Source organism: Streptomyces sp. NPDC005496, from assembly GCF_042872045.1.
GTDB lineage: Bacteria > Actinomycetota > Actinomycetes > Streptomycetales > Streptomycetaceae > Streptomyces.
In genome coordinates this window covers 311437-335746 of sequence record NZ_JBIAJQ010000005.1, presented here as the reverse complement: position 1 = coordinate 335746, position 24310 = coordinate 311437, and the positions used below count along the sequence as shown (strand labels likewise).

Below are 24310 nucleotides of genomic sequence, written 5' to 3'. Positions count from 1 at the left end.
GTCACGGATGGGCCGGACGGGTGACCTGCCCGCGGCGGCGCGCGGCCGGGCCTCAGCCGTCCAGCCGGGCCAGGAACGCGGCCAGCGCCTCGTCGAACTCCGCGGGGCGCTCCAGGTTCGGCAGGTGGGCCGCCGACTCGATGATCCGCAGGGTGGCGTCGGGGATCGCCGCCCGCATCGCCTCGGCGTCGGAGACCGGGGTGTAGGTGTCGTCGGCGCCCACGACGACGAGGGCGGGGACCGTGACGCGGGTCAGCAGCTCGCGGTAGTCGGGGCGTTCGGCACGGCCGCGCAGGGCCGCCGCGGCTCCCCGCGGGTCGGTCGCGGTCATCATGCGGTGGACGTGCGCCGCGACCCCTGCGTCCGCGTACGGCGCGACCATCCGGTGCAGCACCTCGTCGGCGTACCCGCGCATCCCCTCGCGCAGCAGGCGGTCCGCCGCCTCGCCGCGCGCCTTCCTGCCCTGCGGGGTCTCGGCGGCCGGGAACGTGTCGGCGAGGACCAGGCCGCGAATGCGTCCGGGGAAGCGCCGGTAGCACTCCATGACGATCTGGCCGCCCATGGACAGCCCGCCGAGGACGAAGTCGTCCACACCCAGGTCGTCCAGGAGGGCCGCGATGTCGTCGGCGAAGACGCCGAGCGGGGTGACCCCGGGGACGACCGGGGAGGCGCCGTACCCCCGCAGGTCCGGGGCGATCACCCGGCGTTCGGGGGAGAACGCGGCGATCTGCGGGCGCCACATCGTGCGGTCGAAGGGGTGGCCGTGGACCAGGACGAGGGGCAGCCGGGAGGAATCGGTGCCTTTGTCCTCGTATGCGAGGAAGGGTGCCATGGGTCCGACCCTAGGGTTCCCCAACTCCTCGGTGCAATAGGATCTTTGCTCTCGGTGCAATGCGAGAGGGGCGGGGACATGGGGGACTACCGGCGGATCGCCGACGGGATCGCCGACGACATCGCCGCCGGGCGGCTGCGGCCCGGTGAACGGCTGCCCACCCAGCGGGCCTTCGCGCGCCGCCGCCACATCGCAGTCTCGACGGCCGGGCGGGTCTACGGCGAACTCGTGCGCCGCGGGCTCGTGGTGGGCGAGGTCGGACGCGGCACGTTCGTGCGGGCGGCGCCGGTGCCCTCGGGCCGCGCCCTCGCCGAGCCCGCCACCACCGCGCCGGTCAACCTGGAGCTCAACTACCCCGTCGCGCCCGGCCAGTCGGAGCTCCTCGCCGCCGGTCTCGCGCCGCTGCTGCGCCCCGACGTACTGGCGCGGTCCCTGCGGACGGCGCCGGCGGCCGGTACGCCCGAGGCCCGCGAGGCCGCCGCCGGCCTCCTCGCCACCGCGGGCTGGCGCCCCGCGCCCGCCCGGGTGCTGTTCGCCGGCAACGCCCGCCAGGCCGTCGCGGGCACGCTCGCGTCCCTGGTCCGGCCCGGCGGCCGCGTCGGCGTGGAGTCCCTGACGTATCCGCTGGTCAAGGAGATCGCGGCACGGCTGGGCGTGGTGCTGGTGCCGCTGGCCACGGACGGCGAGGGGCTGCGCCCGGACGCCCTCGCCGCGGCGCACCGCACGGCTCCCCTCTCCGCCCTGTACGTCCAGCCGACCCTGCACAACCCGACCTCGCTGACGACGAGCGCCGGCCGCCGCGCCGAACTCGCCGGGACCGTCAGGGACTTGGAGCTGCCGGTCGTCGAGGACCGCATCTGGTCCTTCCTGTACGAGGGCGACGAGCCGCTCGCCGCGTACGCCCCGGAGCGCACCCATGTCGTCGACGGGCTCTCCAAGCGGGTGGCGCCGGGACTGACCGCCGGTTTCCTGGTCGTGCCCGAGGGGCGGCAGGAGGCGGTGGCGGCGGCGCTCAGGTCCGGCGGGTGGACGGCGGGGCGGTTCGCTCTGGAGGCCGCGGTGCGGTGGATCCACGACGGTACGGTCGACCGGCTGGTCGCCGCCAAGCGGGCGGACGCGGCTCGCCGGCAGCGGCTCGCCGCCCGGCACCTGGACGGCTTCGACGTGAGCGCGGACCCGCGGGCGTACTACGTGTGGTGGCGGCTGCCCGCGCCCTGGCGGGCCGACACGTTCACCGCGGCGGCCGCCCGCCACGGCATCGCGGTCACCCCCGGGCCCGCCTTCCACGTCGCCCCCGGCGGCCGGACGCCGGCCGGGGCGGGGCCGCCCGCCGTCCCGCAGGTCGCCACGGCCGCCGACGCCGTCAGGCTCGGACTCGCGTCGGCTCCGGAGGAGGAACTGGCACGGGCCCTGCGGACCCTCGCCTCCGTCGCGCGATCCGCTCCGTGAGCAGTGCGCCCAGCGCCAGCGCGAGGCCCAGCCCCAGCAGCAGCCAGGAGACCGTGCGCAGCGTGCCGGTGAGGGTGTCGTAGACGGCTCCGACCGCCGCGTGGGACACGTCCGCGGGCAGCCCGGACAGGGTCATCCGGCGGCCCACGGCGATGGCGACGCCGAGCAGCGCCGCCCCGAGGGCCGTACCGAGCCCCGCCGCCAGCACCGCCCGCCGGCGGCACACGGCGACCAGCACACCCGCCACCGTCAGGACGACCGTCGAGACGGGGAGCCAGAATCCGGCGATCTCCAGCACGTGGTACCCCTTCCGGAGCTGGGCCAGGTCGGCGGACCGCACCACCGTGATCTCGGTGTGCTCGACCGGGATGCGGTTGGCGAACGGCACGTGGTCGTCCGAGAGTTGGCGCCTGACCTGGGCGGCGACCGGTGCGACGTCCAGGGTCACGGTCCGCTCGTCCTCGTCGCGCAGCGCCCGCATGACGGCGTCGTGGGCGGCCGCGTTGGCGGTGTCCCACGCGACGTGGAAGGCCGGCGTCTGGGTGAACGACCGTACGGCGGCGTGCACGAAGGAGCGCACGGGCCGGCGCAGCCGCGGCGCCACCTCGATCTCGCGCATGATGCCGTCGGTCGTGGCCGCCGCGATCGCGTCGCGGACCGCCGGATCGGCGGCCAGCGGCGCCGTCGTGGCCTCGTAGCGGCCGCTGTCGCCGATCTCGTACGTCGCCCATGACGCGAGGGCACCGGCCGGCGCGAACAGGCAGGCGAGGGTGAGCAGCACTGCCGACAGGGCGCTCCGGGCACGTAGGGACACCCCGTCAGGACAGTCCCCACGAGCCCCACTCGCGAGCTGTTTGGGTGCATATGGGTGCATATGACAAGCCCTTCGGGGGAGCGGGGTCCCGCTGCCGCCGAAACAGCCCCGACAGGCCCGTGATGACGGGCTCCGGTGGAGGGCTCCCCCGAACGGGTGTTACCTGTATCTGGGGAAAGGAGGCCGATCATGCGCACCACCCCGGCCCTGCGGACCTGTGCCGCGGCCCTGTTCACCGGCGGCGTGCTCAGCGTCGCGGTGGCGGGCACATCGACGGCGGCCCCGTCGTCCCAATCGACCGGTAGCGGCTCGGACAGCCCCGTGTGGGGCACCGTCGTCTCGAGCGGCGACCTCAACCTCAGACAGCTCCCCACCAGTTCCTCCGCGCTCGTCGGCAAGCTCCCGCCCGGGAGCGAGGACCGCGTCCAGTGCGCGGTCAAGGGACAGAGCGTCCTCGGCAACCCGTACTGGTTCTGGCTCGCCGGAGCACAGGCCTGGGCGAGCGCCGCCTTCGTCGACATCGGCGACCAGGGGGTGCCGGGCTGCTCGGACCCCTGCCCTGGCTGGAAGGACCGGGCCCGGGACTCCTCGTGGAACTGCAACCCCGCGAGCGACCCCTCCGACGACCGGCACGCCTCCGGCTCCGGCTACTGGAGCTTCAGCGCCTCGGGTTCCTGGAGCTGGAGCGTGACCGTCTCCTCCTCCGGTTCCTGGCAGTGGAGTTCGGGAAGCGCGGGATGACCGGCAGTCCGTGAGTGCGGACGCCTCACCGGTGAGGCGCCCGCACCAGCAGGAGGCCCCGGCTTCGAGCCGGGGCCTCCTGGTACGTATCCCGTCGCCCGCGACGGGTCCGACCCACCGTCAGGCGCCCGCCGGTCAGCGCGGGTCGGGGTGGCCCTCCGCGTCCTCGTGCGTGTAGTAGCGGTAGAACAGCGCGACGTAGACGCCCGCCGCGACCGCCAGCGCCATCAGCACCGACCACAGGACGGACGAGTGGGACTGGCTGTGCAGGAACCCGAGCGCGATGCCGGCGAAGGCGGCCCACGCCAGCGCGTGCAGCTCGCGCCGCAGGTGGGGCGCCGCCACACGCAGCGCGGCCCAGACCGCCATGAAGACGATGGCGCAGACGAAACCGAAGAGCACGTTCCAGCCGGTGACGGCACCGGCGTCGCGCCTGATCTGCGCGGCCCAGAACCCGTAGACCAGACCGAGCACCACCGGGACCACGACGATGTGCATACGGGCGCCGAAGACGTCCGGCCGGGCGGACGGCGTGCGGGCGCCGCCGGTGCTTCCTGACGTGCGTGGTGTCCCTGACGCGGGTGCCGCTTGAGCCATGGGAACACTCCTTCCTCTCCTCGCCCCCGACTTCCAGGGCACACCTCGCACAGGGGCCTGGCAAGTCGGGATGCGGGGCTCCGCGCACCGTGTTTCGCTGGGCCTCATGAAGCTCGTACTCTTCGGCGCCGGGGACCACGCGCTCGCCCACGTCCGCGGACCGGAGCAGGACGCCCGCCCCCGTGCCCGGGTCCCGGTCGCCTGCTGACGGGGACGGTGCGGTCGGCGTGAACGGCCTGCGGCACACCTCGCGGCGCGGCCGGCGGCGCCGCGGCGACCTCGGTACGTGGTCCGTGCTCGACCGGCTGCCGCGCGCCGGACGGGAGGCGGACCCCGCCGCCCGCCAGCGGCTGCTGCGGATCCACGGCCGCAGCGTCGCCTGGGTCCCGCCGTTGGTCCTGCTGCTCGGCATCGCCGTCCTGGACTGGAACACCTCGGGCGAGTTCCGGATCATCTCGTGGATCGTGCTGGTGCCCGGGATCGCGGCGGCGATCTGCGGGGTGTGGGGCACCGCCGTCTTCGCCCTGCTGGCGGTGGTCGCCTACTTCACCGTGGACACGTCCTGGCCGCACCAGTACCAGACCGGGCTGCCCGACTTCATCCTCGTCGTCGCGGGCGGGGTCCTGGCGACGCTGGCCTGCGCGGTCCGGGTGCGCGGCGAGCGGCGCATGGTGCACATGCGGGACGTCGCGGAGACCACCCGGCGCGCGGTGCTGCGGCCGCTGCCCCCGGGCTGGGGCGGCCTCGACCACGCGGCCGTGTATCTGTCGGCGGACGTCGAGGCCCGGGTCGGCGGCGACTTCTACGACATCCAGCCGGGCCCCCAAGGCACCCGCGTCCTGCTCGGGGACGTCCAGGGCAAGGGGCTGGGCGCGGTGGAGACGGCCGCCGCGCTGCTCGGCACCTTCCGCGAATCGGCGTACCACGAGGCGGCCCTCAGCACCGTCGCCGAGCGGCTGGAGGTACGGATGCTGCGGCACGCCGGCTACTGCGTCGCCGTCGGCCGGTCCGACGGCGACCGGTTCGCCACCGGCGTCCTGGTCGGCTTCACCGAGGACGCGCCGGACGAGATCGAGGTCGTCAACTTCGGCCACGAACCACCGCTGGTGATCGGCCCCCGCGGGGTCCGGTCCCTCCCGCCGGGCGACGGGCTGCCGGTCGGGCTCGGCGAACTGGGCCCCGGGCTGCCGCCGGTGCTGCGCGTGCCGCTCGCCCCGGGGGAGACGCTGCTCCTCGTCACCGACGGGGTGACGGAGGCGCGGGACGCCGGCGGTGACTTCTTCCCGCTCTTCGACCGGGTCGCCGCCGCGCTGGCCGCCGACCCGCGCGCCGCCGAACCCCGGCGGCTGGTCCGGCTGGTGCGCGACGGCACGCTGCGGCACAGCGGCGGCCGGCTGGAGGACGACACGACGATCTTCGCGGTCCGCCGCCCGGCGACCGTCACCAGCCGGTCAGCAGCAGGTGGTTGAGCAGCAGCGCGAGGACGGTCTGCGCGGCGAGCCAGCCACGCGGACGCGTCAGCAGGGCGCCGGCGGCGGGCAGCCAGACGGCGAACGGCAGCCAGATCCGCTCGGTCTCCGCCTTGCTCATCCCGGAGAGGTCGGCGGCGAGGATCGCAAGCGCGGCGGCGAGCACCAGCAGCGCGAGCCGCTGCTCCCCCGAGAGCGGGCGCCCACCGAGAAGCCGACGCCACCCGGACCCGGGACCCTCGGACCCCGCGTCTTGGGACCCCGGGCTCTCGGACCCGCCTCCGGGACCGTGCGGGCCGATCGCCAGGCCGGTCACCGGGTCGGTCACCGGGGCGGTCGCCAGGCCGGTCACGGGGCCGGGCGGCGACCCGTTCGCAGAGCTGGTCAGGGCCCCGGTCGGCAGGCCGGTCACCGGGCCGGTCACCGCGACGCCCGCCGGGCCGGTCGCGGTCCCGTTCGTCTGAGCGCCCGCCGGGCCGGTCGCGGTCCCGTTCGTCCGGGCGTCCGCCTGGCCGGTCGCGGACCCCCCGGCCGGAGCGTCCGCGTCCGCCGGGAGCGCCCCGGTCCGGCGGGTGAGGGAGCGGGCGGCCGTGCGGGCGAGGGGAGCGGCCGTCGCCGTGGACCGGCGCAGTCCCGCCACGGCCGCCGGTCCCACCACGAGCACCGTGCACGCGAGATTGGCCCACACCCAGTAGCCGTACGGCCGGATGCCGCCCGCCCCCTCGTAGTAGCGCTCGACCAGCAGCCGGTACGCCTCCCACCAGTCGAAGCCCAGCAGCGCGAACACCAGCGGCACGACGGCGGCGCCCGCGAGCAGGAACGGCAGGACGCGCCGCCGCCGCCGGCCGAGCAGCAGCACCGTGCCGGCGACCAGCGCGATCAGCATCAGCCCGTACGAGAGGTAGCCGGTGAGGCCGAAGAGGAGGCCGGAGCCGAGCGCCGCCGTCCTCGGCCGCCGTCCCGTGACCGCGAGCGCCAGCAGGGCCACCGCCCAGGCCGCGACCGCCGCGAAGTAGCCGTCCGCGGAGGTGCCCGCCCACACGGCCGCCGGGGCCGACACGAGGAACGGCGCCGCCCGCCTGGCCAGGTCCTCCCCGGCCAGGGCGCGCACGGTGACCAGCACCGCCACGGCCGCCGTCGCCCCGACCACGATGCACCAGACCCCGGCCCACGCCCCGCCCCCGAGACCGATCCGGTCCAGCAGGACGAACGTGAGGGTCGCCGCCGGGGGATGCCCCGCGACGTGCGGCGGCCAGTGGTCGGGGGAGTGCAGCAGGATGTGCCCGGTGAACTCCCGCAGGGCGCGCGGGATGTCGTCGAAGCGGTCGATGACCTGGAGGTACTCGTACGCGGTCGTCAGCCGCCGGGCGATGCCGCGCTGCCAGCCGTCGACGAGCGCGAGCGAGAACGTCCACGCCGTCACCGTGGCCCACGCGGCACCCAGCAGCGCCCGCCACGGCAGCCGGGCGGCCAGCCTCGGCCCGTACGCCACGACGGCGGCGGCCACCACGAGCGCGGCGGGGGTGCCGGGACCCATATGGGGTTCCCAGTACGCGTACAGGGGCGGCCAGCCGACGTGCAGCGTGCCGTCGTCCCGCTCGATCGCGGTTCCCACCAGGACGGCGGCGACGACGAGCAGCGCCGCCACCAGGACGGCGGCCAGGTCACGGAGGAGGTCTCGGGTCACATCGGCACGCTAGGCGGCGGCGGCCCGCACCGGGTGACTGCGCGCGCCGACGTCAGCGTTTCGTCATCGGTCCTGAGCCCTTTCGGAGGGGGGTGCCGTCCTACGGTCGGGACATGCGCGACCCACAGCTCCCCGCATCCCGCGTCCTTCGTCCGCTGTCCCGCCGCTCCCCCGCCTCGCCCACGTCCCCCGCCTTCTGGCGCAGCCCCCTGCGCGGGCCCTGGTTCACCTCGGTGCTCGGTGTCGTCCTGCTCGTCGGGATCACGGTGCTGTTCGTGACGGGCCTGCTGTCCTACGCGGCCTACAACCCGGGCCTGGACCCGGTGAACGACAAGACCCCGGACAAGGGCCTGCTCGGTTTCTACCTCTTCTCCTGGCCGACGGACCCGGTGTGGCTGTACCGCCTCACCCAGGGCGTGCACGTCACGCTCGGCCTGGTGCTGATCCCCGTACTCCTGGCGAAGCTGTGGTCGGTGGTGCCGAAGCTGTTCGCGCTGCCGCCCGCCCGGTCGCTCGCGCACGGGCTGGAGCGGATCTCGCTGCTCCTGCTGGTCGGCGGCGGCCTGTTCGAGTTCATCACCGGCGTCCTGAACGTCCAGCTCGACTACGTCTTCCCGGGCTCCTTCTACCCCCTGCACTTCTACGGCGCGTGGGTGTTCTTCGCCGCGTTCCTGACGCACGCGGTGCTGCGGGTGCCCACGGCCCTGCGCAACCTCCGCCACCTGCGCACGGAACCCCGGCCGGCACCCGCCGGACCGGACTCCGGGCAGAGTCCCGCGGACGCGGGTGGACCGGCGTCCGCCGGCCGCCCTGCGTCCGCTGAGCGGCCTGCGTCCGCTGAGCGGCCCGCGTCGGCCGGCCGCCCCGCGTCCGTTGAGCGGCCCGCGTCCGCCGGCCGCCCCGCGTTCCCGGACGTCGCGGCGTCCGCCGAGGGGCTGGTGTCGCCGGACCCCGCCCCGCCCACCGTCTCCCGGCGCGGGGCCCTCGGGCTGGTCGGCGGCGGCTCGCTGCTGCTGTTCGTCACGACGGCGGGCCGCAGCTTCGACGGGCCGCTGCGGGAGACCGCCGTGCTCGCCCCGCACGGCGGCCCCGAACCGGGCTCCGGGGCCGCCGCGTTCCAGGTCAACAAGACGGCCGCGGGGGTGGGCATCGACCCCGCCGAGACCAGTGAGGAGGCGTGGCGGCTCGTCGTCACGGGCCGCACCGGGACCGTCCGGCTGAGCCGCGCCGCACTCCTGCGGCTCCCGCAGCACGGCGCCGCCCTGCCCATCGCCTGCGTGGAGGGCTGGTCGACGTCCGACCAGTGGTGGCGGGGCGTACGGCTGCGGGAACTGGCCGCGCTGGTCGGCCACCCGGACGGCGCGGACGTGCTCGTCGAGTCCCTCCAGCGGCACGGCGCGTTCCGCAGGGCGGCCCTGCGCGCCAACCAGGTCGCCGACCCGCGTTCCCTGCTCGCCCTGCACGTCAACGGCGAGCCCTTGACCCCCGACCACGGCCACCCCGCGCGCGTCATCGTCCCCGCGGCGCCCGGCGTGCACAACACCAAATGGGTGGCCCGCACGACGTTCGGAGACCTGTGATGCCCGCCCGACCGCGCATTCCCCTCGGCAGCCCGCTGCAACTCCTGCTGCTCGGCTGCTCGTTCGCCCTCGCCGCCTACGCCGGGGTACGGCTGCTCGCCGACGACTGGGTGGGCGTGGCCCTGTGGATCGTGGGCGCCGCGCTGCTGCACGACCTGGTGCTGCTGCCGCTGTACGTGGCGGCGGACCGGGCCGTCGGCGGGGCGCTCGGCACGGCCGGCCGCCGGGAGTGGCGGAACTTCGTCCGCGTCCCGGCGGCGCTGTCGGGGCTGCTCCTGCTGGTCTGGTTCCCGCTGATCAGCGGGCAGGTGGCGGACCGTTACACGTCGGCCACGAGCCTGTCGGGCGACGGGTTCCTGGCCCGGTGGCTGTTGATCACCGCGGTGCTGTTCGCGGGCTCGGCGGCGCTGCTCGCCCTGCGGGTGTCGAGGGCGTCGCGGCGGCGCAGCGCGACGAAGGAGCGCCCGCCCGCGGCCCACTGAGCCTCGGCGCGGAAACCGGCCCGGCGGGCGTGCCGCAGCAGCGCCGGGGCGCCGAGCCGGGCCCAGGGGAAGGGGGTACCGGCGGCGCCCCGGCCGTCGGAGACCCGTACGTGCACCCGCTCGTCCACGTCCACCGGGGCGCTCTCGGCGATCAGCAGGCCGCCGGGGGCCAGGAGCCGGGCGATCCGGCGCAGCAAAGTGCGGGGTTCGCCGCCGATGCCGACGTTCCCGTCGATGAGGAGCGCGGTGTCCCAGCGGCCCTCGCCCGGCAGCGGGTCGAACACGGACCTCAGCAGGGCCTGTCCGCCGAGCCGCAGCGTGTGGGCGACGGCCGCCTCACTGACGTCGACGCCGAGGGCCGGCCGGCCGCGGGACGCGAGCGCCGCGACGAGCCGGCCGGGGCCGCAGCCGACGTCGAGGACGGCGCCCTCGCACCGCCGCAGCACCTCCAGGTCCACCACGTCGGCGTCCGCGCACCACCGCTCCACCTCCAGCGGCAGCAGCCAGCCGTCGTTGCGGCGCAGGTACAGGGGTCCGCGGCCGGCGCGCAGCGCGTCGGCGTAAGGGTCGGCACACCAGGCGGGTGCGGCGCTCTCGGTGGGTGCGCTCATCGTCCGGCGACCGCCGTCAGCCGGGTCAGTTCCGCCGCGAACCGTCCGTCCGGCGCCGCCCCGGCGACCCGCGCGGCGTCGGGCGCGGTGTCGACGTCCCGCAGCACGGGCAGGTCCCGTACGCGCAGGCCGGCCGCGGTCAGCCGCCCCCGCTGCACGGCACCGGTGGCCGCCGTCGACATCGGGACCCCCCGCAGCAGGTCCGGATCGGGTTCGGCCAGGCCCAGGGCCCAGAAGCCGCCGTCCGCGGCCGGCCCGAAGAAGGCGTCGCCCTCCCGCCAGTCGACGGTCAGGAGCGCGGGCGTCACCTGCGGGGTGTCCATGCCGATCAGGAGGGCGGGGCCGGCGCAGCCCGCGAACGCGGCGGCGAGGCGTTCGTCGAGGCCGCCCGCGCACTGCGGTACGACGTCGAAGCCGGGCGGCAGCCAGCGTCCCGGTGTCCCGTCCAGCACCAGGACGCGGCGCCGGGCCGGGGCGGCCAGCACCGCGTCGAGGGTGTCCGCGAGCGCGGCCTCGGCGAGCGCAGCCGCCTCCTCGGGCGTGAACGGCGGGGTGAGCCGGGTCTTCACCCGCCCCGGGCGCGGCTCCTTGGCGATGACGAGGAGGGTGGTGGCGTGGGCGGTGCTCACTGGGCGGTGCCTCCTAGGGAGAGGGGGACGGGCGCGGTGGCGGGCGCGGCCAGGACCCGGCTCATGTCGCGGACCGCCTGCCAGGTGCCGCGCCAGGTGCCGGTCACCTTGGAGGCACCGCTGCGCGGCAGGTACGGGACGTCGTGCTCGGTGACGTGCCAGCCGGCGTCGGCGGCGCGGACGACCATCTCCAGGGGGTAGCCGCTGCGCCGGTCGGTGATCCCGAGGGCGAGCAGCGGGGCACGGCGGGCGGCCCGCAGCGGGCCGAGGTCGTGCAGGCGCAGGCCGGTCCGGCGGCGGAGCATCCGGGACAGCGCGAGATTGCCCGCGCGGGCGTGGGCGGGCCAGGCGCCGCGGCCCTGCGGGCGCCGCCTGCCCAGCACCAGGTCCGCGCCTCCTTCGCGCACCTCGCGGACGAAGGTCGCGAGCAGCGAGGGGTCGAGCGAGGCGTCGCAGTCGCAGAAGCACACGATGTCCGCCGTGGCCGCGGTCAGTCCCGCGTGGCAGGCGGCGCCGAAGCCGCGGCGTTCCTCGTGGACGACGGTCGCGCCGAGAGCGCGGGCGAGGTCCGCCGAGCCGTCCGTGGAGCCGTTGTCCACGACCAGCGCCCGCCAGCCGGGCGGGATGCGGTCGAGGACCCAGGGGAGGGCCTCGGCCTCGTTCAGGCAGGGCAGGACCACGTCGACGGATGCCGTGTCCGTGGCCGGGGCCGATTCCGGTTCCGATGCGGGAGAGGTCGTCACGGGTTTCACCCTACGAACACAAAGGGGACAAAGCGGACTCGGGCTCCTTACGAAACACGGACGTCAGGGGTTCGGACCGCCGCGGGGGCGCCACGGGGACCGGGGCGGTGCGAGGCTGGCGGCATGGAGCAGCAGCCGTACCAGTCACCGGAGATCAGGGGTGCCCGGCGCGACCGGGGGGCCGCCGGGGGCGCCCGCGTGCTCGTCGTCGACGACGACCCCACCGTGGCCGAGATCGTCTCCGGCTATCTGGACCGCGCGGGTTACGTCGTGGACCGCGCCGGTGACGGGACCGAGGCACTCGCCCGGGCGGCCGCCCACTGGCCTGACCTCGTCGTCCTGGACCTGATGCTGCCGGGGATGGACGGCCTGGAGGTGTGCCGGCGGATGCGGGCGCGGGGGCCGGTGCCGGTCATCATGCTCACCGCGCGCGGGGACGAGGACGACCGGATCCTCGGCCTGGAGGTGGGCGCCGACGACTACGTCACCAAGCCCTTCAGCCCGCGCGAGCTGGTGCTGCGCGTGGAGTCCGTACTGCGCCGCACCGGACCCGCCGCCGGGGCCCGCCCGCTCCGCGCGGGCGGCCTGACCGTCGACCCCGGTGCTCGTCGGGCCACCAAGGACGGTGTCGAACTCGCCCTGACGGTAAGGGAGTTCGACCTGCTCGCGTTCCTCCTGCGCCATGCCGGACGGGCCTTCGGGCGCGAGGAGCTGATGCGCGAGGTCTGGGGCTGGGACTTCGGCGACCTGTCGACCGTCACGGTCCACGTCCGCCGGCTGCGCGGCAAGGTCGAGGACGACCCCGCGAGGCCCCGGCTGATCCACACGGTGTGGGGCGTCGGCTACCGCTTCGAGGGCCCCGCCGCCGTACCCATGCCCGCCCCGGACCGCGCGCCCGCCGTAGAGGACCCAGCGCCGGGACCGACCGGGGCGCCTGCCGGAGAGGACCCCGGGCCAGATCCGGACGGGGCGTCTGCTGAAGGGGACCCCGCGCCGGAGCCGGACGGGGTGCCCCCGTATGCGGGCACCCTCCAGAGCCCCACCCCGGCCTCCCCTGCCGTACCCGGCCCCACCCCGGCTTCCTCCGCCGCATCGGGCCACGCCACGAACCCACCCGCCCCCAGCTCGCCTTGGCCTCCCGACCCCGCACCCGGGACGACGGCCACCTCCGATCCCACTGCCCCCGCACCCGGGACGACGGCCACCTCCGATCCCACTGCCCCCGCACCCGCTGCCCCCGCACCGCCCGAGCCCGCCGCTCCCGAGCCCGCCTCGCCGCCCGGGCCCGCCGCCCCCGAGACGTCCTCGGCGCCCGACCCCGACCTGTCCCCACCCCCCGCCTCCACCCCCGGCGGGGTCCTCCCGCACGTGCCCACGCAGGAGCCGTAGCCCATGCGCGACATGCTGCTCATAGCCCTCTTCGCCTTTCTCGGGGCCGCCGCGGCCGGGCTGTTCGGGGCGTTCGTGCTCTGGCTGATCCGGCGGCGCTCGCTCACCGCCTCCCTCGCCGTGGTGGCCGCCGTCGCCGTGACCGCGATGCTCGCGGGCACCCTCGCCGTCGCGTGGGCGATGTTCCTGTCCCCGCACGACCTGACCGTGGTGACGACCGTGGTGGCGATGGCCGCCGTGGTCTCGCTGGCCACCGCGCTGCTGCTCGGCCGCTGGGTCGTCGGCCGCAGCCGCGCCCTGACCCTCGCCGCCCGCTCCTTCGGCGACGGCGGCGCCTTCGCCGCCCCCGCGGGTCCGGCCACCGCCGAACTGGCGGCGCTGAGCCGGGAGTTGCAGGCCACGAGCGCCAAGCTGGCCGAGTCCCGCGACCGCGAGCGCGCCCTGGAGACCTCCCGCCGCGAGCTGGTCGCCTGGATCTCCCACGACCTGCGCACCCCGCTCGCCGGGCTGCGCGCGATGTCGGAGGCGCTGGAGGACGGGGTCGCCGCCGACCCCGCCCGCTACCTGCGCCAGATCCGCACGGAGGTCGAGCGCCTGAACGGCATGGTCGGCGACCTCTTCGAACTCTCCCGCATCCACGCCGGTTCCCTCGCCCTCTCCCCGTCCCGGATCTCCCTGTACGACCTCGTCGGCGACGCCCTCGCCGGGGCGGACCCGCTGGCCCGCGAGCACGGCGTACGCCTGGTCGGGGACCGGGTCGAACCGCTGCCCGTGGAGGTGGACGGCAAGGAGATGAGCCGTGTACTCGGCAACCTCCTCGTCAACGCGATCCGCCGCACCCCCGCCGACGGGACCGTCGCGGTGGCGGCGGAACGCTCGCCGGAGGGCGTCGTGCTGTCCGTCACCGACGGCTGCGGCGGCATCCCCGAGGAGGACCTGCCGCGCGTCTTCGACACCGGCTGGCGCGGCACCCACGCCCGGACGCCCCCGGCCGGCGCCGGCCTCGGACTCGCCATCGTGCGCGGCATCGTGGAGGCCCACCAGGGCCGCGCCGCCGTACGCAACGTCTCCGGCGGCTGCCGCTTCGAGGTGACGCTCCCCACCCTGCCGACGACGTTCCCCGGCACGGAGGTGCGGGCCTAGGGGCCGTAGACCGGCCTCTTCCCCGGTACGCCGACGGTGTGAACGCCGGGGACGGGCGCCGGGCGCAACCGCCCGGCAGGCGCCGGGTGTTCGCACGTACGGCCCCCGCGAGGTCCCCCGTTTGCACGCGCAGCGGTTACGGTGCTGCCGTAGGTGATCGATGGGGGAGGGAACGATGCCCGGAACCGTGCTGCTGCTCGCGGCCTCGCCGGTGGGCAGGGGATGCCTGGTGGACGCGGCCTCCGTGCTCCCCGTCCTCGCCGCCGTGGCACCCGCCGTGCTGTCCGGCGCCGAGACGGCGAACGTGGTCGAGCTCGCCGACCCGCTGGACCCCCAGGCCGTCCTCACCCGCCTGCGCGCCGCCGCGACGTCCGCCGGACCGCTGACCGTGTACCTCACCGGCCAGCTCCAGCTCGACCGCAGGCAACGGCTGCCGCACCTCGCGCTGGCGCGCACCACCCCGGCCACGGTCCGCTACACGGCGTTCCCCTGGCACTGGGTCCGCGAGGAGCTGCGGCTGCGCCCGCCGGGCACCACCACGCTCTTCGCCGACCTGCACGCGGACGCGGAGGCCTGGCAGGCGCTGGCGTCCCAGCCGCTCACGGCCGGCCCGGGCGTGAGCCTCTACGGGCGGATCGCGCCGCCCCCGCCCCGCCGTACGGTGGCGGCACCGGCGTACATGAGGTCCCTGGCCACCATCCTGCGCAGCGGCCACCGGCCGGTGCCGGAGCAGCTGCACCAACTGGCCCTGACGCGGGCGCTCGCGGACGGCGACGCGCCCGGGGTCGTGCTGTCGGCGGAGGGCAGGGTGCCGGTGGCGCCCGACCCGCACGCGGCGATCACCGCCGCCGTGCAGGCCGGCCGGCACGCGGAGGCCGCCGCGCTGGCCGAGCAGTGGGAGCGGACGGCCGTACGCGCCCACGGCCCCGCCTCCGAGCAGGCGCTGCACTGGATGGAGGTCCGGGCCGACCTCGCGATGTTCGCGGGCGATCCCGTCCACAGCTGCCGGGCCTGGCTCGCGGTCGCCACCGTACGGCTCGGCGCCGGGCAGTCCCCGGACGCGCCCGCCGTGGAATCGGCCGCCGACCGCGCCCACCACCAGTGGGGCCGCATCGAGGACGCGGGCCGGGCCCGCGAACTGGCCCCCGCCCTGGCCGAGCTGCGCCGCCGAGTCCCGGGCCGCCGCGAGGGCGCGCTGCTCCACATCCAGCGCCGCCTCGACGGACTCCGGTCCGCGCAGCTCACCGGCTGACGGACTCCGGGGCCGCGCCCGCGAACTCCCGCATGCCGTCCTCGAAGGCCACCTCCGGCTTCCAGCCCAGGTCGGCCCGGAGCCGGGCGGAGTCCGCCGTGATGTGGCGGACGTCGCCCAGCCGGTACTCGCCGGTGACCACCGGCCGCGGGCCGCCGTGGGCGGCGGCGAGGGCGTGCGCCAGCTCGCCGACGGTGTGCGGGTCCCCGCTCCCCGTGTTGTACGCGGTGAAGGTGCCGTCGGCCGGACCGGCCTCCAGCGCCAGCACGTTGGCCGCCGCCACGTCCCGCACGTGCACGAAGTCCCGGCGCTGCCCGCCGTCCTCGAAGACCCGCGGGGACTCGCCCCGGGCCAGCGCGGAGCGGAAGAACGCCGCGACGCCCGCGTACGGGGTGTCGCGGGGCATGCCGGGCCCGTAGACGTTGTGGTAGCGCAGCGACACCGCCCCGCCCCCGGTGCTCCTGGCCCAGGCGGCGGCCAGGTGCTCCTGCGCCAGCTTGGTCGTCGCGTAGACGTTGCGCGGGTCGGCCGGGGCGTCCTCCGCGACCAGTCCCGGGACCAGGTCGTCGCCGCACACCGGGCAGGCGGGCTCGAAGCGGCCGGCGGCGAGGTCGGCCTCGGCGCGGGGGCCCGGGCGCACGACGCCGTGGCGCCCGCAGGCGTACCGGCCCTCCCCGTAGACCACCATCGAGCCGGCCAGCACCAGCCGCCGCACCCCCGCCTCGGCCATCGCCGTCAGCAGCACCGCCGTGCCGAGGTCGTTGCGCGAGACGTACTCGGCGGCGTCGGAGAAACCGTTGCCGAGCCCGACCAGCGCCGCCTGGTGGCACACCGCGTCCACCCCGGGCAGGGCCTCCGCCACCGACGCCGGGTCGCGTACGTCCCGGCCCTCCCGCACGTCGTAGACGACCGCCTCGTGGCCCCGCGCGCGCAGTGCCGTGACGATCTCCGACCCGATGAACCCGGCTCCGCCGGTGACCAGTACCCGCATGCCGCCCACGCTAGGGGCGCGGCCGCGCCGCGTCGCGGACCGCGCGCCGCACGTCACCACTCCGTAAGACCGGGGCGTACGGGCGCGGCGTCAGTGGACGAGGTACGCCAGCGCCCCGGACACCAGCGTCCGCACCCCCGGCACGACGGTCGACAGGTCCGGTGCGAAGTGCGGGCTGTGATTGCCGGGGACCGCGGCGAACTTCTCCATCAGGTCGGTGCCCGGGGCCGCGTCCCAGACGTCGGCGGGCGTGCTCGTCACGAACCAGTAGGAGTAGGGGAGCCGCCCGCCCTCGTGCTCCGCGAGCCGCGCGAAGTCCTCGCTGCCCATCGCGGGCCCGGGGTCGAGGATCGTCCCGGCGCCGAACACCCTGCCGTGCACGGCGGCGACGCGGTGGTCGGTCTCGGGGTCGTTCACCGTGACCGGGAAGGTGTTGCCGACGGTGACGTCCGGCTCGCGCGGGCAGCCGGCGCTCGCGCACTCACCGGCCGCGATCCGGCGGATGGCGGCGATCATCCGGTCGCGGACCTCGTCGGACTGCGTACGGATGTTGAGTTCGACGCGGGCCTCGGCCGGGATGATGTTGTGCCGGGTGCCCGCCTCGATGCGGCCCACCGTGAGGACGGCCGGCTCGCGGGCGGCGATCTCCCGGCTGACGACGGTCTGCAGCCGCGTCACCAGGTAGGCGGCCGTCACCACCGGGTCCACCGTCGACTCGGGCCGCGAGCCGTGCCCGCCGCGCCCGTGGACGACGATGTCGATGTCCGTCGAGGCCGACATGATCAGGCCCGGGGAGTGGGCGTAGAGCCCGACGGGGCCGGGTGCCGCGTGCTGGCCGAGCAGCACGTCGGGCCGCGGGAAGCGCTCGTACAGACCGTCCCCGACCATCAGCGCGGCGCCCTCGCCGGTCTCCTCGGCGGGCTGGCCGACGACCAGGAGGGTGCCCGACCAGGTGTCGCGGCCCGCCGCCAGCGCCTCGGCCGCGCCGGTCAGCCAGGTCACGTGCAGGTCGTGTCCGCAGGCGTGCATGACGCCGTCGCGCTCGGAGGCGTAGGGCAGTCCGGTCTCCTCGGTGACCGGGAGCGCGTCCATGTCGGCGCGCAGCAGGACGGTGGGCCCCTCGCCGTTGCGCAGCAGCGCGGCGACTCCGGTGCCGCCGACGCCCTCGGCCGTCTCGTAGCCGGCCGCGCGGAGCCGGCCGGCGAGGGCCGCCGCCGTGCGGTGCTCGCGAAGCGACAGTTCGGGGTGGCGGTGCAGGTCCCGGTAGAGGTCCTCCAGGGCGGGGACCGGGAGGTCGGCGGTGAGGTCCAGCGCGGTGCGTGCGGCGGCAGAGGTCACGGCGTCAGCGTAGGCGCCGGGCGGCGGGTGCGGCAGGCGTGTGACGGGTGTTCTCGCCGGGCCGCGGGCCCTTCGCTCAGGGCAGCCGCGGATCGGCCCCGCGGGCGGTGTCCGGAGCGTGGACGGTGTGCGGGGCCGCGGGGAGCCCGTCCGCCCTGGCGGGACCGGCGTTCGCGGCCGTGACCAGCGCGGCCACGGCGACCACCGCGGCACCGAGGCCGCGCAGATGGCGGGCGGAAAGGCGTCGGAGCACGGCGACCTCGCAACAGCGGCGTGTTAAGCACGTTTAATGCGCCGCTTAACGTAGAGCCACCCATGGGCCAAGGGCAAGACGCACAGGGGGAGTTAAACGAAAGTCAAAAGGCGTCCGGATGTAACTCCCCTTAATGGCATGCTTAATTCATGGCGGAGCGCGACGACCCGGGGATCATCGGGCGCAGGGTGCAGCAGCTGCGGACGGAACGCGGTCTGACACAGAAGCAGTTGGCGGAACCGGCGTACACGCCGGCCTACATCTCCACCCTGGAGGCCGGCCGCGTCCGCGCCTCCGAACCGGCGCTGCGGCACATCGCCGAGCGGCTCGGCGTGGCCTACGACGAGCTGGCGACCGGCCGGCCCGCCCACCTCGCCACCGGCCTGCGGCTGCGGCTGACGGACGCGCAGCGAACCCTCGCCACCGGAGAGGCCGAGGTGGCCGCCGAGCAGTACGGCGCGCTGCTCGCCGACGCCGAGGCGCACGGGCTCGTCGCCGAACAGGCCGCCGCCCTGCTGGGCCTCGGCGAATGCGCCCTGGAGACAGGGGACCTGGAGACCGCCCGCACCCGCTTCGAGCAGTCGGAGCAGCGGCTCGGGGACGCCCCGCTGCCGCTGCGCGTCCCCGCCCTGCGCGGCCGGGCCGTCTCCCACTACCTCGCGGGCGAACTGCGTTACGCCTGCTACCTGTTCGAGTCCTCGCTCGACGAACTGAACCGCACCGGCCTGCACGACCCCGACGCGCTCCTGCTCCTCTACACGGGCGTCATCGCGCCCTACATGGACATGGGCGCGCACGCCCGCGCCGCCCAGGCCGCCGAGTTCGCGCTCGCCCTGGCACCCCAGGTCGGCGACCCCGCGCTGGTCGCCCGCATGCACCGCTCCGTCGCCCGCACCCTGCTCGCCGAGGGCCGCACCGCCGAGGCCGACGCGTCCCTCGCCAAGGCCGCCGAGCTCTACCGCCAGCTCCAGATCCGTACCGAACTCGCCAACTGCCACTGGATGCGCGGCTACCTGTACGCGCAGAACGGCGAACTGGAGCGCGCCGAGGCCGAGTTGCGGGAGGCCCAGACCATGCTCACCGCCAAACGCGCCGCCCTCTACACCAGCCAGGTCAACGTCGAGCTGGCCGACGTCCTGCACCGGCGCGGGAAGTCCGAGGAGGCTGCGGCGCTGCTGCGCGAGGTGCTGGGCGACCTCAGCTCCGAGCGCGGCGCCGTGCACTCGGCGGGCGCCCACCGCCTCCTCGGCATCATCGCCGAGGACGCCCGCGACACGGACGCGGCCGAGGAGCACTACGTCCGCGCCATGAGCCTGCTGGAACGCGCCGGGGCCGCGGGCGACCTCGCCGACCTGTGCCGCCTCCTCGGCGACCTGCTGCGCCGCACCGGCCGCGTGGAGGCCGCGCTCGACGCCTACCGCACGGGCCTCGGCCACCGCACGGCCCCCGGCACCACCACCCTCGGCCCAGCCCCGGCCCAGCCCCCGCTCTGACGGGTCGGGGTTCGCCCCCGCACCTGCCCGCCGCACCGGAGGATTCCCGAGCCCGGTCGCGAGCCGTCCGCTTGGATCCGCCCCCGTGGGTACTCGGACGCGAACACGCACTCCGCCGGACACGGCTGGTCGACGGGCGAGGCGCGGAAGGAGGCGGTGGCCGTGCGGTCGAGGAAGGGCGGTTGCGGCTCGTCGGGCTCCGGTGACGACTCTCCGGACGCCCGTGAGCCGAACGGCGACGACGGCACACACGACAACGGGGTGGACCCCGGAACCGCAGGACGGACGGCGGCGGGAGCGGACCCCGGTGCCGGGGGCGGCGACGGTTCGCCGCCACCCGGGCCCCGGGGGCGGCCCGGTCCGGACACCGCGCCGGAGTGCCGCGTGGACGAGGCCCCGGAGTTCCGGGACGCCTCCGCCGACGGGGCGGCCGATGCCGACTTCGAGGTCGCCGTGGCGATCGCGGACGCCGTCTGGGACGTACCGCCCGAGGAACTGCCCGGGCGGCTGTGCGCGGCGGCCGTCGAACTGCTGCCGGTCAGCGGGGCCAGCATGTCGCTGCGCAGCGACGGACTGCCCGTGCGGCTGGGCGCGAGCGACGCGACCGCCGCCCGGATCGCGGACGTCCAGGGCACGCTGGGCGAGGGCCCCTGCCTGGACGCCGCCGCGGCCGGAACCGCCGTCATCGCCTGTGACCTGACGCGGGGCGCCGACGCGGGCCGCTGGCCCGTCTTCGCCGAGGAGGCCACCGGTGCCGGTGTGCGGGCGGTGTACTCGCTGCCGCTGGGCGACGCGCGGGTGTGCGTCGGCACGCTGGACCTCTACCGGGACTCCCCCGGCGAACCGACCCGGCGCGAGCTGAGCACCGGACGGCTGGTGGCCGGGGTCGTGACGGTCGCCCTGATGTCCCTGCCGCGCGGGGAGTGGACGGGGATGCGCGGCGACGACTCGTGGCTGAGCCGGCTGACCTCGGACCACGACGAGATCCACCAGGCCATCGGCATGATCATGGCCCAGCTCGGCATCGGCCCGGAGGACGCGCTGGCCCGGCTGCGCGCGTACGCCTTCGCGGACGGCAGTACGGCGGGCGTGGCGGCCCGCGAGGTGCTCGCGCACCGCAAGCGGTTCCACCGCGAGTAGCAGGCGGGCGTCACCGCCCCCGGGTCACCGCCGCCTGGTCGACGGCGCCCCGGCGGCCCGGTCGGCCAGGACGGCCTTCAGCCGCTGCGTACCGCGTTCGGCGGCCCGCGCGGTGGACTCCTCGTCGGTGCCGTACAGCCCGCCGTCGGTGAGGACGAAGGCGCTGTCGCCGACGCGGACGGCGACGATGTCGAGGGTGAGGGTGGCGGGGATCTGCTCGACGTCCCCGCTCACGGTCATCCGCAGCCCCTGCCGCGCGTCCCCGAGCCCGGGCAGCGGCGACTCCACGAGCTGCACCGCCCGCTCCACCCCCTGTCCGTCCGTCGCCGTGAACTCGCCGCACCGCGCGGGCAGACCCCGCAGCCACTCCATGGAGGCGTCCAGCCGGGAACGGTCGTACGCGGCGACCACATGGCGCAGCTGGGCCCCGTTCTCGGTGTCGTCGAAGCCGACCACGGCCCGTCCGCCGGATGGCTCTCCCAGCAGCGCGTCCTCGTACAGCCCGTCGAGCAGCCGCCGGCAGTCCGCGTCCTGCGCCGTGCCCTTCAGCAGGGCGTCGTGCCAGGTGGCGGCCCCCTCGGTGGGCGCCCACCGGGAGCCGAGGTCGTCGAGGGCGAGCCGCGCGTGCGCGGCCTGCGCGTCGCTGAGCGCTGCGGCGGCCGCGGGCGCCGCCTGCCGCCGCTCGCCCGACGCCCTCGTGTCACCCGCGCCCGCGTACGTACCGGCGCCCCGGCCCGGGCCGCCGCCGGCCGAGCAGGCCGCGCTCGTCAGCAGCGCGCCCGCTGCCAGGGCCGTGGCGAGAACGCGGGGCAGACGGTGCATGGCGGTACCTCCAGCGGTGCGGGGCGACGCGTCCGGGCCTTCGGGCCGGGCAGGGGAGTGTCCGCGCCCCGGTCCCGGGTGCCGCGGGTGATCACTCGTGCCCGTCTGCCTCAAGGCACCATTCCTCGTACGCGTCCACCACCGCGCCGGACCGTACGGGTGACGTACGAGTGACGTGGGTGACACCGCGGGCGCCCGTCCGGTGTCCGTCGGCCCCCGGCGCGCGGGAGGCCGCTCGGTCTTGGGGGGACTGGAAAGGCCGCTGAGCCCTCCAACGAGCCCCGACGGATATCTGTCGTGGCGGAAGCAGAAATCGCCGGGATGCGCCGACAGGTTTTGTTATTTCTTCGGAAGGGGTGGCATAGTGGCCCGCCCTCTCCGGCAGCTGCCGTGCTACTGTCGATTTCAGTTGCAGTTGTGGTTCCCAAAGTCTTGGAGCGCACCACCCGGTCAGTACTGGGCGGTTCGCTTCTGAATTTCCGGTGTTTTTCTCCGGACGGGGCAATCATCGCGGCGACCGCGGGTCCGCACAGTGCGGGCCTTCGAGCACTGCTCCCGTAAGGAGATATGACATGGCTACTGGTACCGTGAAGTGGTTCAACGCTGAAAAGGGCTTCGGCTTCATCGAGCAGGACGGCGGCGGCGCTGACGTCTTCGCCCACTACTCGAACATCGCCACCCAGGGCTTCCGTGAGCTCCAGGAAGGCCAGAAGGTGACCTTCGACGTCACGCAGGGCCAGAAGGGCCCGCAGGCCGAGAACATCGTCCCCGCCTAGTCCTGGGACACGGCTGACGCCTGACCCACGGGTTGGCTGACGCGTTACAGGTGGCCGGGGCCCGCACCACGGGGTGCGGGCCCCGGCCACCTGCTTTTTCGTTTTCCGGGCATTTTCGAGTACGGCTTTCCGCGCTTTCTGCGCCGCGCAAGGCCCTGTTCCTCGTCCGGATCAGCACTGAATTTCGCCCCGCGGAGGCACCATGCGTTGTGTGATCGCCCGTTTCCCGTTCGACCTCATCAAGAGCGAGGTGGAGCACTCGATGTCGGGTGTCCGGCCGGAACCCGTCACCGGTGGATCCGTGACCGTCGGCTCGCACACGTACCCCATCAAGCAGGTCGGCGAAGTGATCACCAAGCAGGACCGCCGTGACTTCACGGAGTCCGAGGTCGCCCGCGCGCTCACGCGGCTCGGCTTCACCTGCCGTCCCGCCGCCGCTCCGGCCGCCCCCGCGGCGCCGAGCTGGACCGAGACGGCGTAACCCCGAGCGGTACTTCCCCGGCCGGTCCGGCCGGGACGGACGCGGCGGTCGCAGCAACACGCGACCGGCCGCGTCGACTGCTTTCCGGCCCCCTTCACGCACGGCCTTCCGCCGTGCGTTCCCCTTTTCCCGGACCCGGACCCGGACCCGCCGTCCGTGCCCACTCTCGGACCGGCTCCGCCGTGCGTGACCCCCTCTTGGGCCGGCTCCGCCGTTGCGTCACTCCTCTCGGACCGGCTCTCCCGTGTGTCTTCCGGGCCCGGTCCGACCCAGCTCTCCGCGGCCCTGTCTGCGCTGCGGTGAAGTCCCCGCCAACCGGCGTCAGTTGGCGGCGACCCGGTTCACATGCGGGCGTGGGCAGTCCAGTTGTCCGTTCCTTCGTGACCTGGATCGTCGTGCCCTCACGGCGGTGACCTCGGCGCATCTCACGCGGTCGCCGGAATATCCGGTTCCCTGTGTGGCCGTCATGTGACGACCCGTGAAGTATGTGCGCGTTCAACAAGGTTGACAGTGCTCACGCGTTGGCCGACGATGTGGTCGCACCGTGGCACATGTGACCAATGAGCCCGGTGTTTCTTCGACCCTTGATCCCCGGTGCGGCCGGCCCCCGGCTGCTTTGTGCTGCCCGCTGCCGTCGCCCGGGTCTCGCAACCTCACGATGGGATCCGCATGTCCATAGCGAGACGTGTCACGATGCGCTGCCTGCTGGGGACGGGCGCGGCGGTCGTCGCCCTCTCCGCCGTCACGACCAGCGCGTACGCCACCGACACACCGGGCGGCGACGGCTGGGACGGGGCCGGCCGCGGATACACGTCCGGACAGGGGCCGGGCACGGTGACGGAGACGGATCGCTGCCAGTTCTCCCTGGACGGCAAGGAGTTCGCTGACTCCGTCCGCGTCGACGACCTGAACCTCCGGCCCACCGAGGACGGCAAGGTGCACATCAAGGTGCGGGCCGCCGAGGACGCCGCGACGTGCACGGCGTCGCTCGCCGCCTACCGGACGCACGGCGCGACCTTCAAGACCTCCGGTGTCCAGGTCTTCCACGACTTCGACACCGTGACCGTGAAGCGCGGCGAGACGGACTCGCTGGACATCTCGGTGCCGGACGCGGGCTGCTTCGCGCAGGTCGACCTGTACCGGGGCAAGGTCAAGTTCGACGGCCGGACCGACGCGAACGACGGCTTCGAGCACGGTGACGTGCCGCAGGGCCCGGACCGCCCGGTCATCAAGGACAAGCTGATCGCCGCGTGGAACGGCGGCACGAAGGACTGCACGTCCGAGACGCCCGGCACGCCGGAGACGACCCCGCCGGCGTCCACGCCCCCGGCGTCGACCGCGCCCGCCTCGACCCCGCCCGCGTCCGCCACCCCGTCGGCCTCGAAGCCGGAGTCCACGCCGTCCGACGCGGAGTCCACCACGCCCGCGGCGCCCACGCCCGCCGGAGGCGAGTCCACTCCGGAGGGCGACCTCGCCGAGACCGGCGGCGGCAACACCCTCCCGATCGCGGGCGGCGCCGCCGCTCTGCTCGCCGCCGGTGCGGCCATCGCCGTGGCGACCCGCCGCCGTACGGCCAAGTCCCGCTCCTGACCGACCCC

At 75.4% G+C, this 24310-nt stretch carries 21 protein-coding genes and 2 pseudogenes; 12 read left to right on the top strand and 11 right to left on the bottom strand.

Features of this window, described 5'->3' with window-relative positions; all coding sequences use genetic code 11:
* Positions 1–52: 52 nt before the first annotated feature.
* A complete protein-coding gene (locus ACFYQQ_RS17580) occupies positions 53–832 on the bottom strand; it encodes an alpha/beta hydrolase (protein ID WP_355786735.1) in 780 nt (259 codons plus the stop codon).
* A gap of 78 nt (positions 833–910) precedes the next feature.
* Between ACFYQQ_RS17580 and ACFYQQ_RS17575 the strand changes: the two genes are divergently transcribed.
* Positions 911–2281, top strand: coding sequence for a PLP-dependent aminotransferase family protein (locus ACFYQQ_RS17575; protein WP_356238060.1), 1371 nt, complete (start codon positions 911–913; stop codon positions 2279–2281).
* Here ACFYQQ_RS17575 and ACFYQQ_RS17570 read toward each other — a convergent pair.
* Entirely contained in the window at positions 2196–3095 is a 900-nt protein-coding gene (locus ACFYQQ_RS17570; RefSeq protein WP_355794133.1) for a hypothetical protein, read from the bottom strand. The two genes, ACFYQQ_RS17575 and ACFYQQ_RS17570, sit on opposite strands and share 86 nt — an antisense overlap.
* Before the next feature lie 189 nt (positions 3096–3284).
* Here ACFYQQ_RS17570 and ACFYQQ_RS17565 point away from each other — a divergent pair, with 189 nt between their 5' ends.
* Positions 3285–3836 (top strand): SH3 domain-containing protein, encoded by a 552-nt coding sequence (locus ACFYQQ_RS17565; RefSeq protein WP_355794132.1) that lies wholly within the window; start codon positions 3285–3287, stop codon positions 3834–3836.
* A 135-nt stretch (positions 3837–3971) separates the two neighbouring features.
* Here ACFYQQ_RS17565 and ACFYQQ_RS17560 read toward each other — a convergent pair whose 3' ends face one another.
* Complete coding sequence (locus tag ACFYQQ_RS17560; RefSeq protein WP_355792843.1) at positions 3972–4433, bottom strand: hypothetical protein; 462 nt, start codon at positions 4431–4433, stop codon at positions 3972–3974.
* A 293-nt stretch (positions 4434–4726) separates the two neighbouring features.
* Between ACFYQQ_RS17560 and ACFYQQ_RS17555 the strand changes: the two genes are divergently transcribed.
* Positions 4727–5902 carry a PP2C family protein-serine/threonine phosphatase gene (locus ACFYQQ_RS17555; RefSeq protein ID WP_388904863.1) on the top strand — a complete coding sequence of 392 codons (1176 nt, stop codon included), beginning with the start codon at positions 4727–4729 and terminating at the stop codon, positions 5900–5902.
* Positions 5903–6485: 583 nt separating this feature from the next.
* Here the strand turns inward: ACFYQQ_RS17555 and ACFYQQ_RS17550 are convergent.
* A pseudogene (locus ACFYQQ_RS17550) lies at positions 6486–7589 on the bottom strand (hypothetical protein); the annotation flags it as partial.
* A 113-nt stretch (positions 7590–7702) separates the two neighbouring features.
* Here ACFYQQ_RS17550 and ACFYQQ_RS17545 point away from each other — a divergent pair.
* Positions 7703–9169: a molybdopterin-dependent oxidoreductase gene (locus ACFYQQ_RS17545; RefSeq protein WP_388904824.1), complete on the top strand. Its 1467-nt coding sequence runs from the start codon at positions 7703–7705 to the stop codon at positions 9167–9169.
* A gap of 319 nt (positions 9170–9488) precedes the next feature.
* Here ACFYQQ_RS17545 and ACFYQQ_RS17540 read toward each other — a convergent pair whose 3' ends face one another.
* Genes ACFYQQ_RS17540 through ACFYQQ_RS17530 form a run of 3 tightly spaced genes read right to left on the bottom strand, consistent with a single transcriptional unit; the run spans position 9489 to position 11643 of the window.
* Complete coding sequence (locus ACFYQQ_RS17540; protein ID WP_388904823.1) at positions 9489–10262, bottom strand: class I SAM-dependent methyltransferase; 774 nt, start codon at positions 10260–10262, stop codon at positions 9489–9491.
* Positions 10259–10891, bottom strand: coding sequence for a DUF2064 domain-containing protein (locus ACFYQQ_RS17535; protein ID WP_355792880.1), 633 nt, complete (start codon positions 10889–10891; stop codon positions 10259–10261). Before ACFYQQ_RS17535 ends, ACFYQQ_RS17540 begins: the two co-directional genes overlap by 4 nt.
* A complete protein-coding gene (locus ACFYQQ_RS17530; RefSeq protein ID WP_388904822.1) occupies positions 10888–11643 on the bottom strand; it encodes a glycosyltransferase family 2 protein in 756 nt (251 codons plus the stop codon). Before ACFYQQ_RS17530 ends, ACFYQQ_RS17535 begins: the two co-directional genes overlap by 4 nt.
* A gap of 114 nt (positions 11644–11757) precedes the next feature.
* Between ACFYQQ_RS17530 and ACFYQQ_RS17525 the strand changes: the two are divergent.
* From ACFYQQ_RS17525 to ACFYQQ_RS17515, 3 genes and pseudogenes are all read left to right on the top strand, one after another.
* Positions 11758–12489, top strand: a pseudogene (locus ACFYQQ_RS17525) (response regulator transcription factor); the annotation flags it as partial.
* A 537-nt stretch (positions 12490–13026) separates the two neighbouring features.
* The gene (locus ACFYQQ_RS17520) at positions 13027–14166 is read left to right on the top strand and encodes a HAMP domain-containing sensor histidine kinase (protein ID WP_355794698.1); all 1140 of its coding nucleotides are present in this window, start codon (positions 13027–13029) and stop codon (positions 14164–14166) included.
* A 175-nt stretch (positions 14167–14341) separates the two neighbouring features.
* The gene (locus ACFYQQ_RS17515) at positions 14342–15418 is read left to right on the top strand and encodes a hypothetical protein (RefSeq protein WP_356163744.1); all 1077 of its coding nucleotides are present in this window, start codon (positions 14342–14344) and stop codon (positions 15416–15418) included.
* On the opposite strand, the gene ACFYQQ_RS17510 is transcribed toward ACFYQQ_RS17515, so the two are convergent.
* The 3 genes from ACFYQQ_RS17510 to ACFYQQ_RS17500 form a co-directional block, all read right to left on the bottom strand.
* On the bottom strand, positions 15408–16409 hold the full coding sequence (locus ACFYQQ_RS17510) for an NAD-dependent epimerase/dehydratase family protein (protein ID WP_356163745.1): 1002 nt from the start codon (positions 16407–16409) through the stop codon (positions 15408–15410). The two genes, ACFYQQ_RS17515 and ACFYQQ_RS17510, sit on opposite strands and share 11 nt — an antisense overlap.
* Before the next feature lie 90 nt (positions 16410–16499).
* Positions 16500–17747 carry an amidohydrolase gene (locus tag ACFYQQ_RS17505; protein ID WP_355791915.1) on the bottom strand — a complete coding sequence of 416 codons (1248 nt, stop codon included), beginning with the start codon at positions 17745–17747 and terminating at the stop codon, positions 16500–16502.
* Positions 17748–17823: 76 nt separating this feature from the next.
* On the bottom strand, positions 17824–18000 hold the full coding sequence (locus ACFYQQ_RS17500) for a hypothetical protein (protein ID WP_355791918.1): 177 nt from the start codon (positions 17998–18000) through the stop codon (positions 17824–17826).
* A gap of 149 nt (positions 18001–18149) precedes the next feature.
* On the opposite strand from ACFYQQ_RS17500, the gene ACFYQQ_RS17495 reads away from it, so the two are divergent.
* Positions 18150–19493: a helix-turn-helix domain-containing protein gene (locus ACFYQQ_RS17495; protein ID WP_355791921.1), complete on the top strand. Its 1344-nt coding sequence runs from the start codon at positions 18150–18152 to the stop codon at positions 19491–19493.
* A 384-nt stretch (positions 19494–19877) separates the two neighbouring features.
* The gene (locus ACFYQQ_RS17490; RefSeq protein WP_355781179.1) at positions 19878–20633 is read left to right on the top strand and encodes an ANTAR domain-containing protein; all 756 of its coding nucleotides are present in this window, start codon (positions 19878–19880) and stop codon (positions 20631–20633) included.
* 24 nt (positions 20634–20657) lie between these two features.
* On the opposite strand, the gene ACFYQQ_RS17485 is transcribed toward ACFYQQ_RS17490, so the two are convergent.
* Positions 20658–21455: a hypothetical protein gene (locus ACFYQQ_RS17485; RefSeq protein ID WP_356163747.1), complete on the bottom strand. Its 798-nt coding sequence runs from the start codon at positions 21453–21455 to the stop codon at positions 20658–20660.
* A gap of 572 nt (positions 21456–22027) precedes the next feature.
* Between ACFYQQ_RS17485 and ACFYQQ_RS17480 the strand changes: the two genes are divergently transcribed.
* The 3 genes from ACFYQQ_RS17480 (at position 22028) to ACFYQQ_RS17470 (ending at position 24302) form a co-directional block, all read left to right on the top strand.
* On the top strand, positions 22028–22231 hold the full coding sequence (locus ACFYQQ_RS17480) for a cold-shock protein (RefSeq protein ID WP_010986199.1): 204 nt from the start codon (positions 22028–22030) through the stop codon (positions 22229–22231).
* A 202-nt stretch (positions 22232–22433) separates the two neighbouring features.
* Positions 22434–22712, top strand: a complete 279-nt coding sequence (locus ACFYQQ_RS17475; RefSeq protein WP_355788460.1) for an SCO5918 family protein — start codon at positions 22434–22436, stop codon at positions 22710–22712.
* Between the two features lie 669 nt (positions 22713–23381).
* Positions 23382–24302, top strand: a complete 921-nt coding sequence (locus ACFYQQ_RS17470; protein WP_356238054.1) for an LAETG motif-containing sortase-dependent surface protein — start codon at positions 23382–23384, stop codon at positions 24300–24302.
* The last annotated feature ends 8 nt before the right edge of the window (positions 24303–24310 follow it).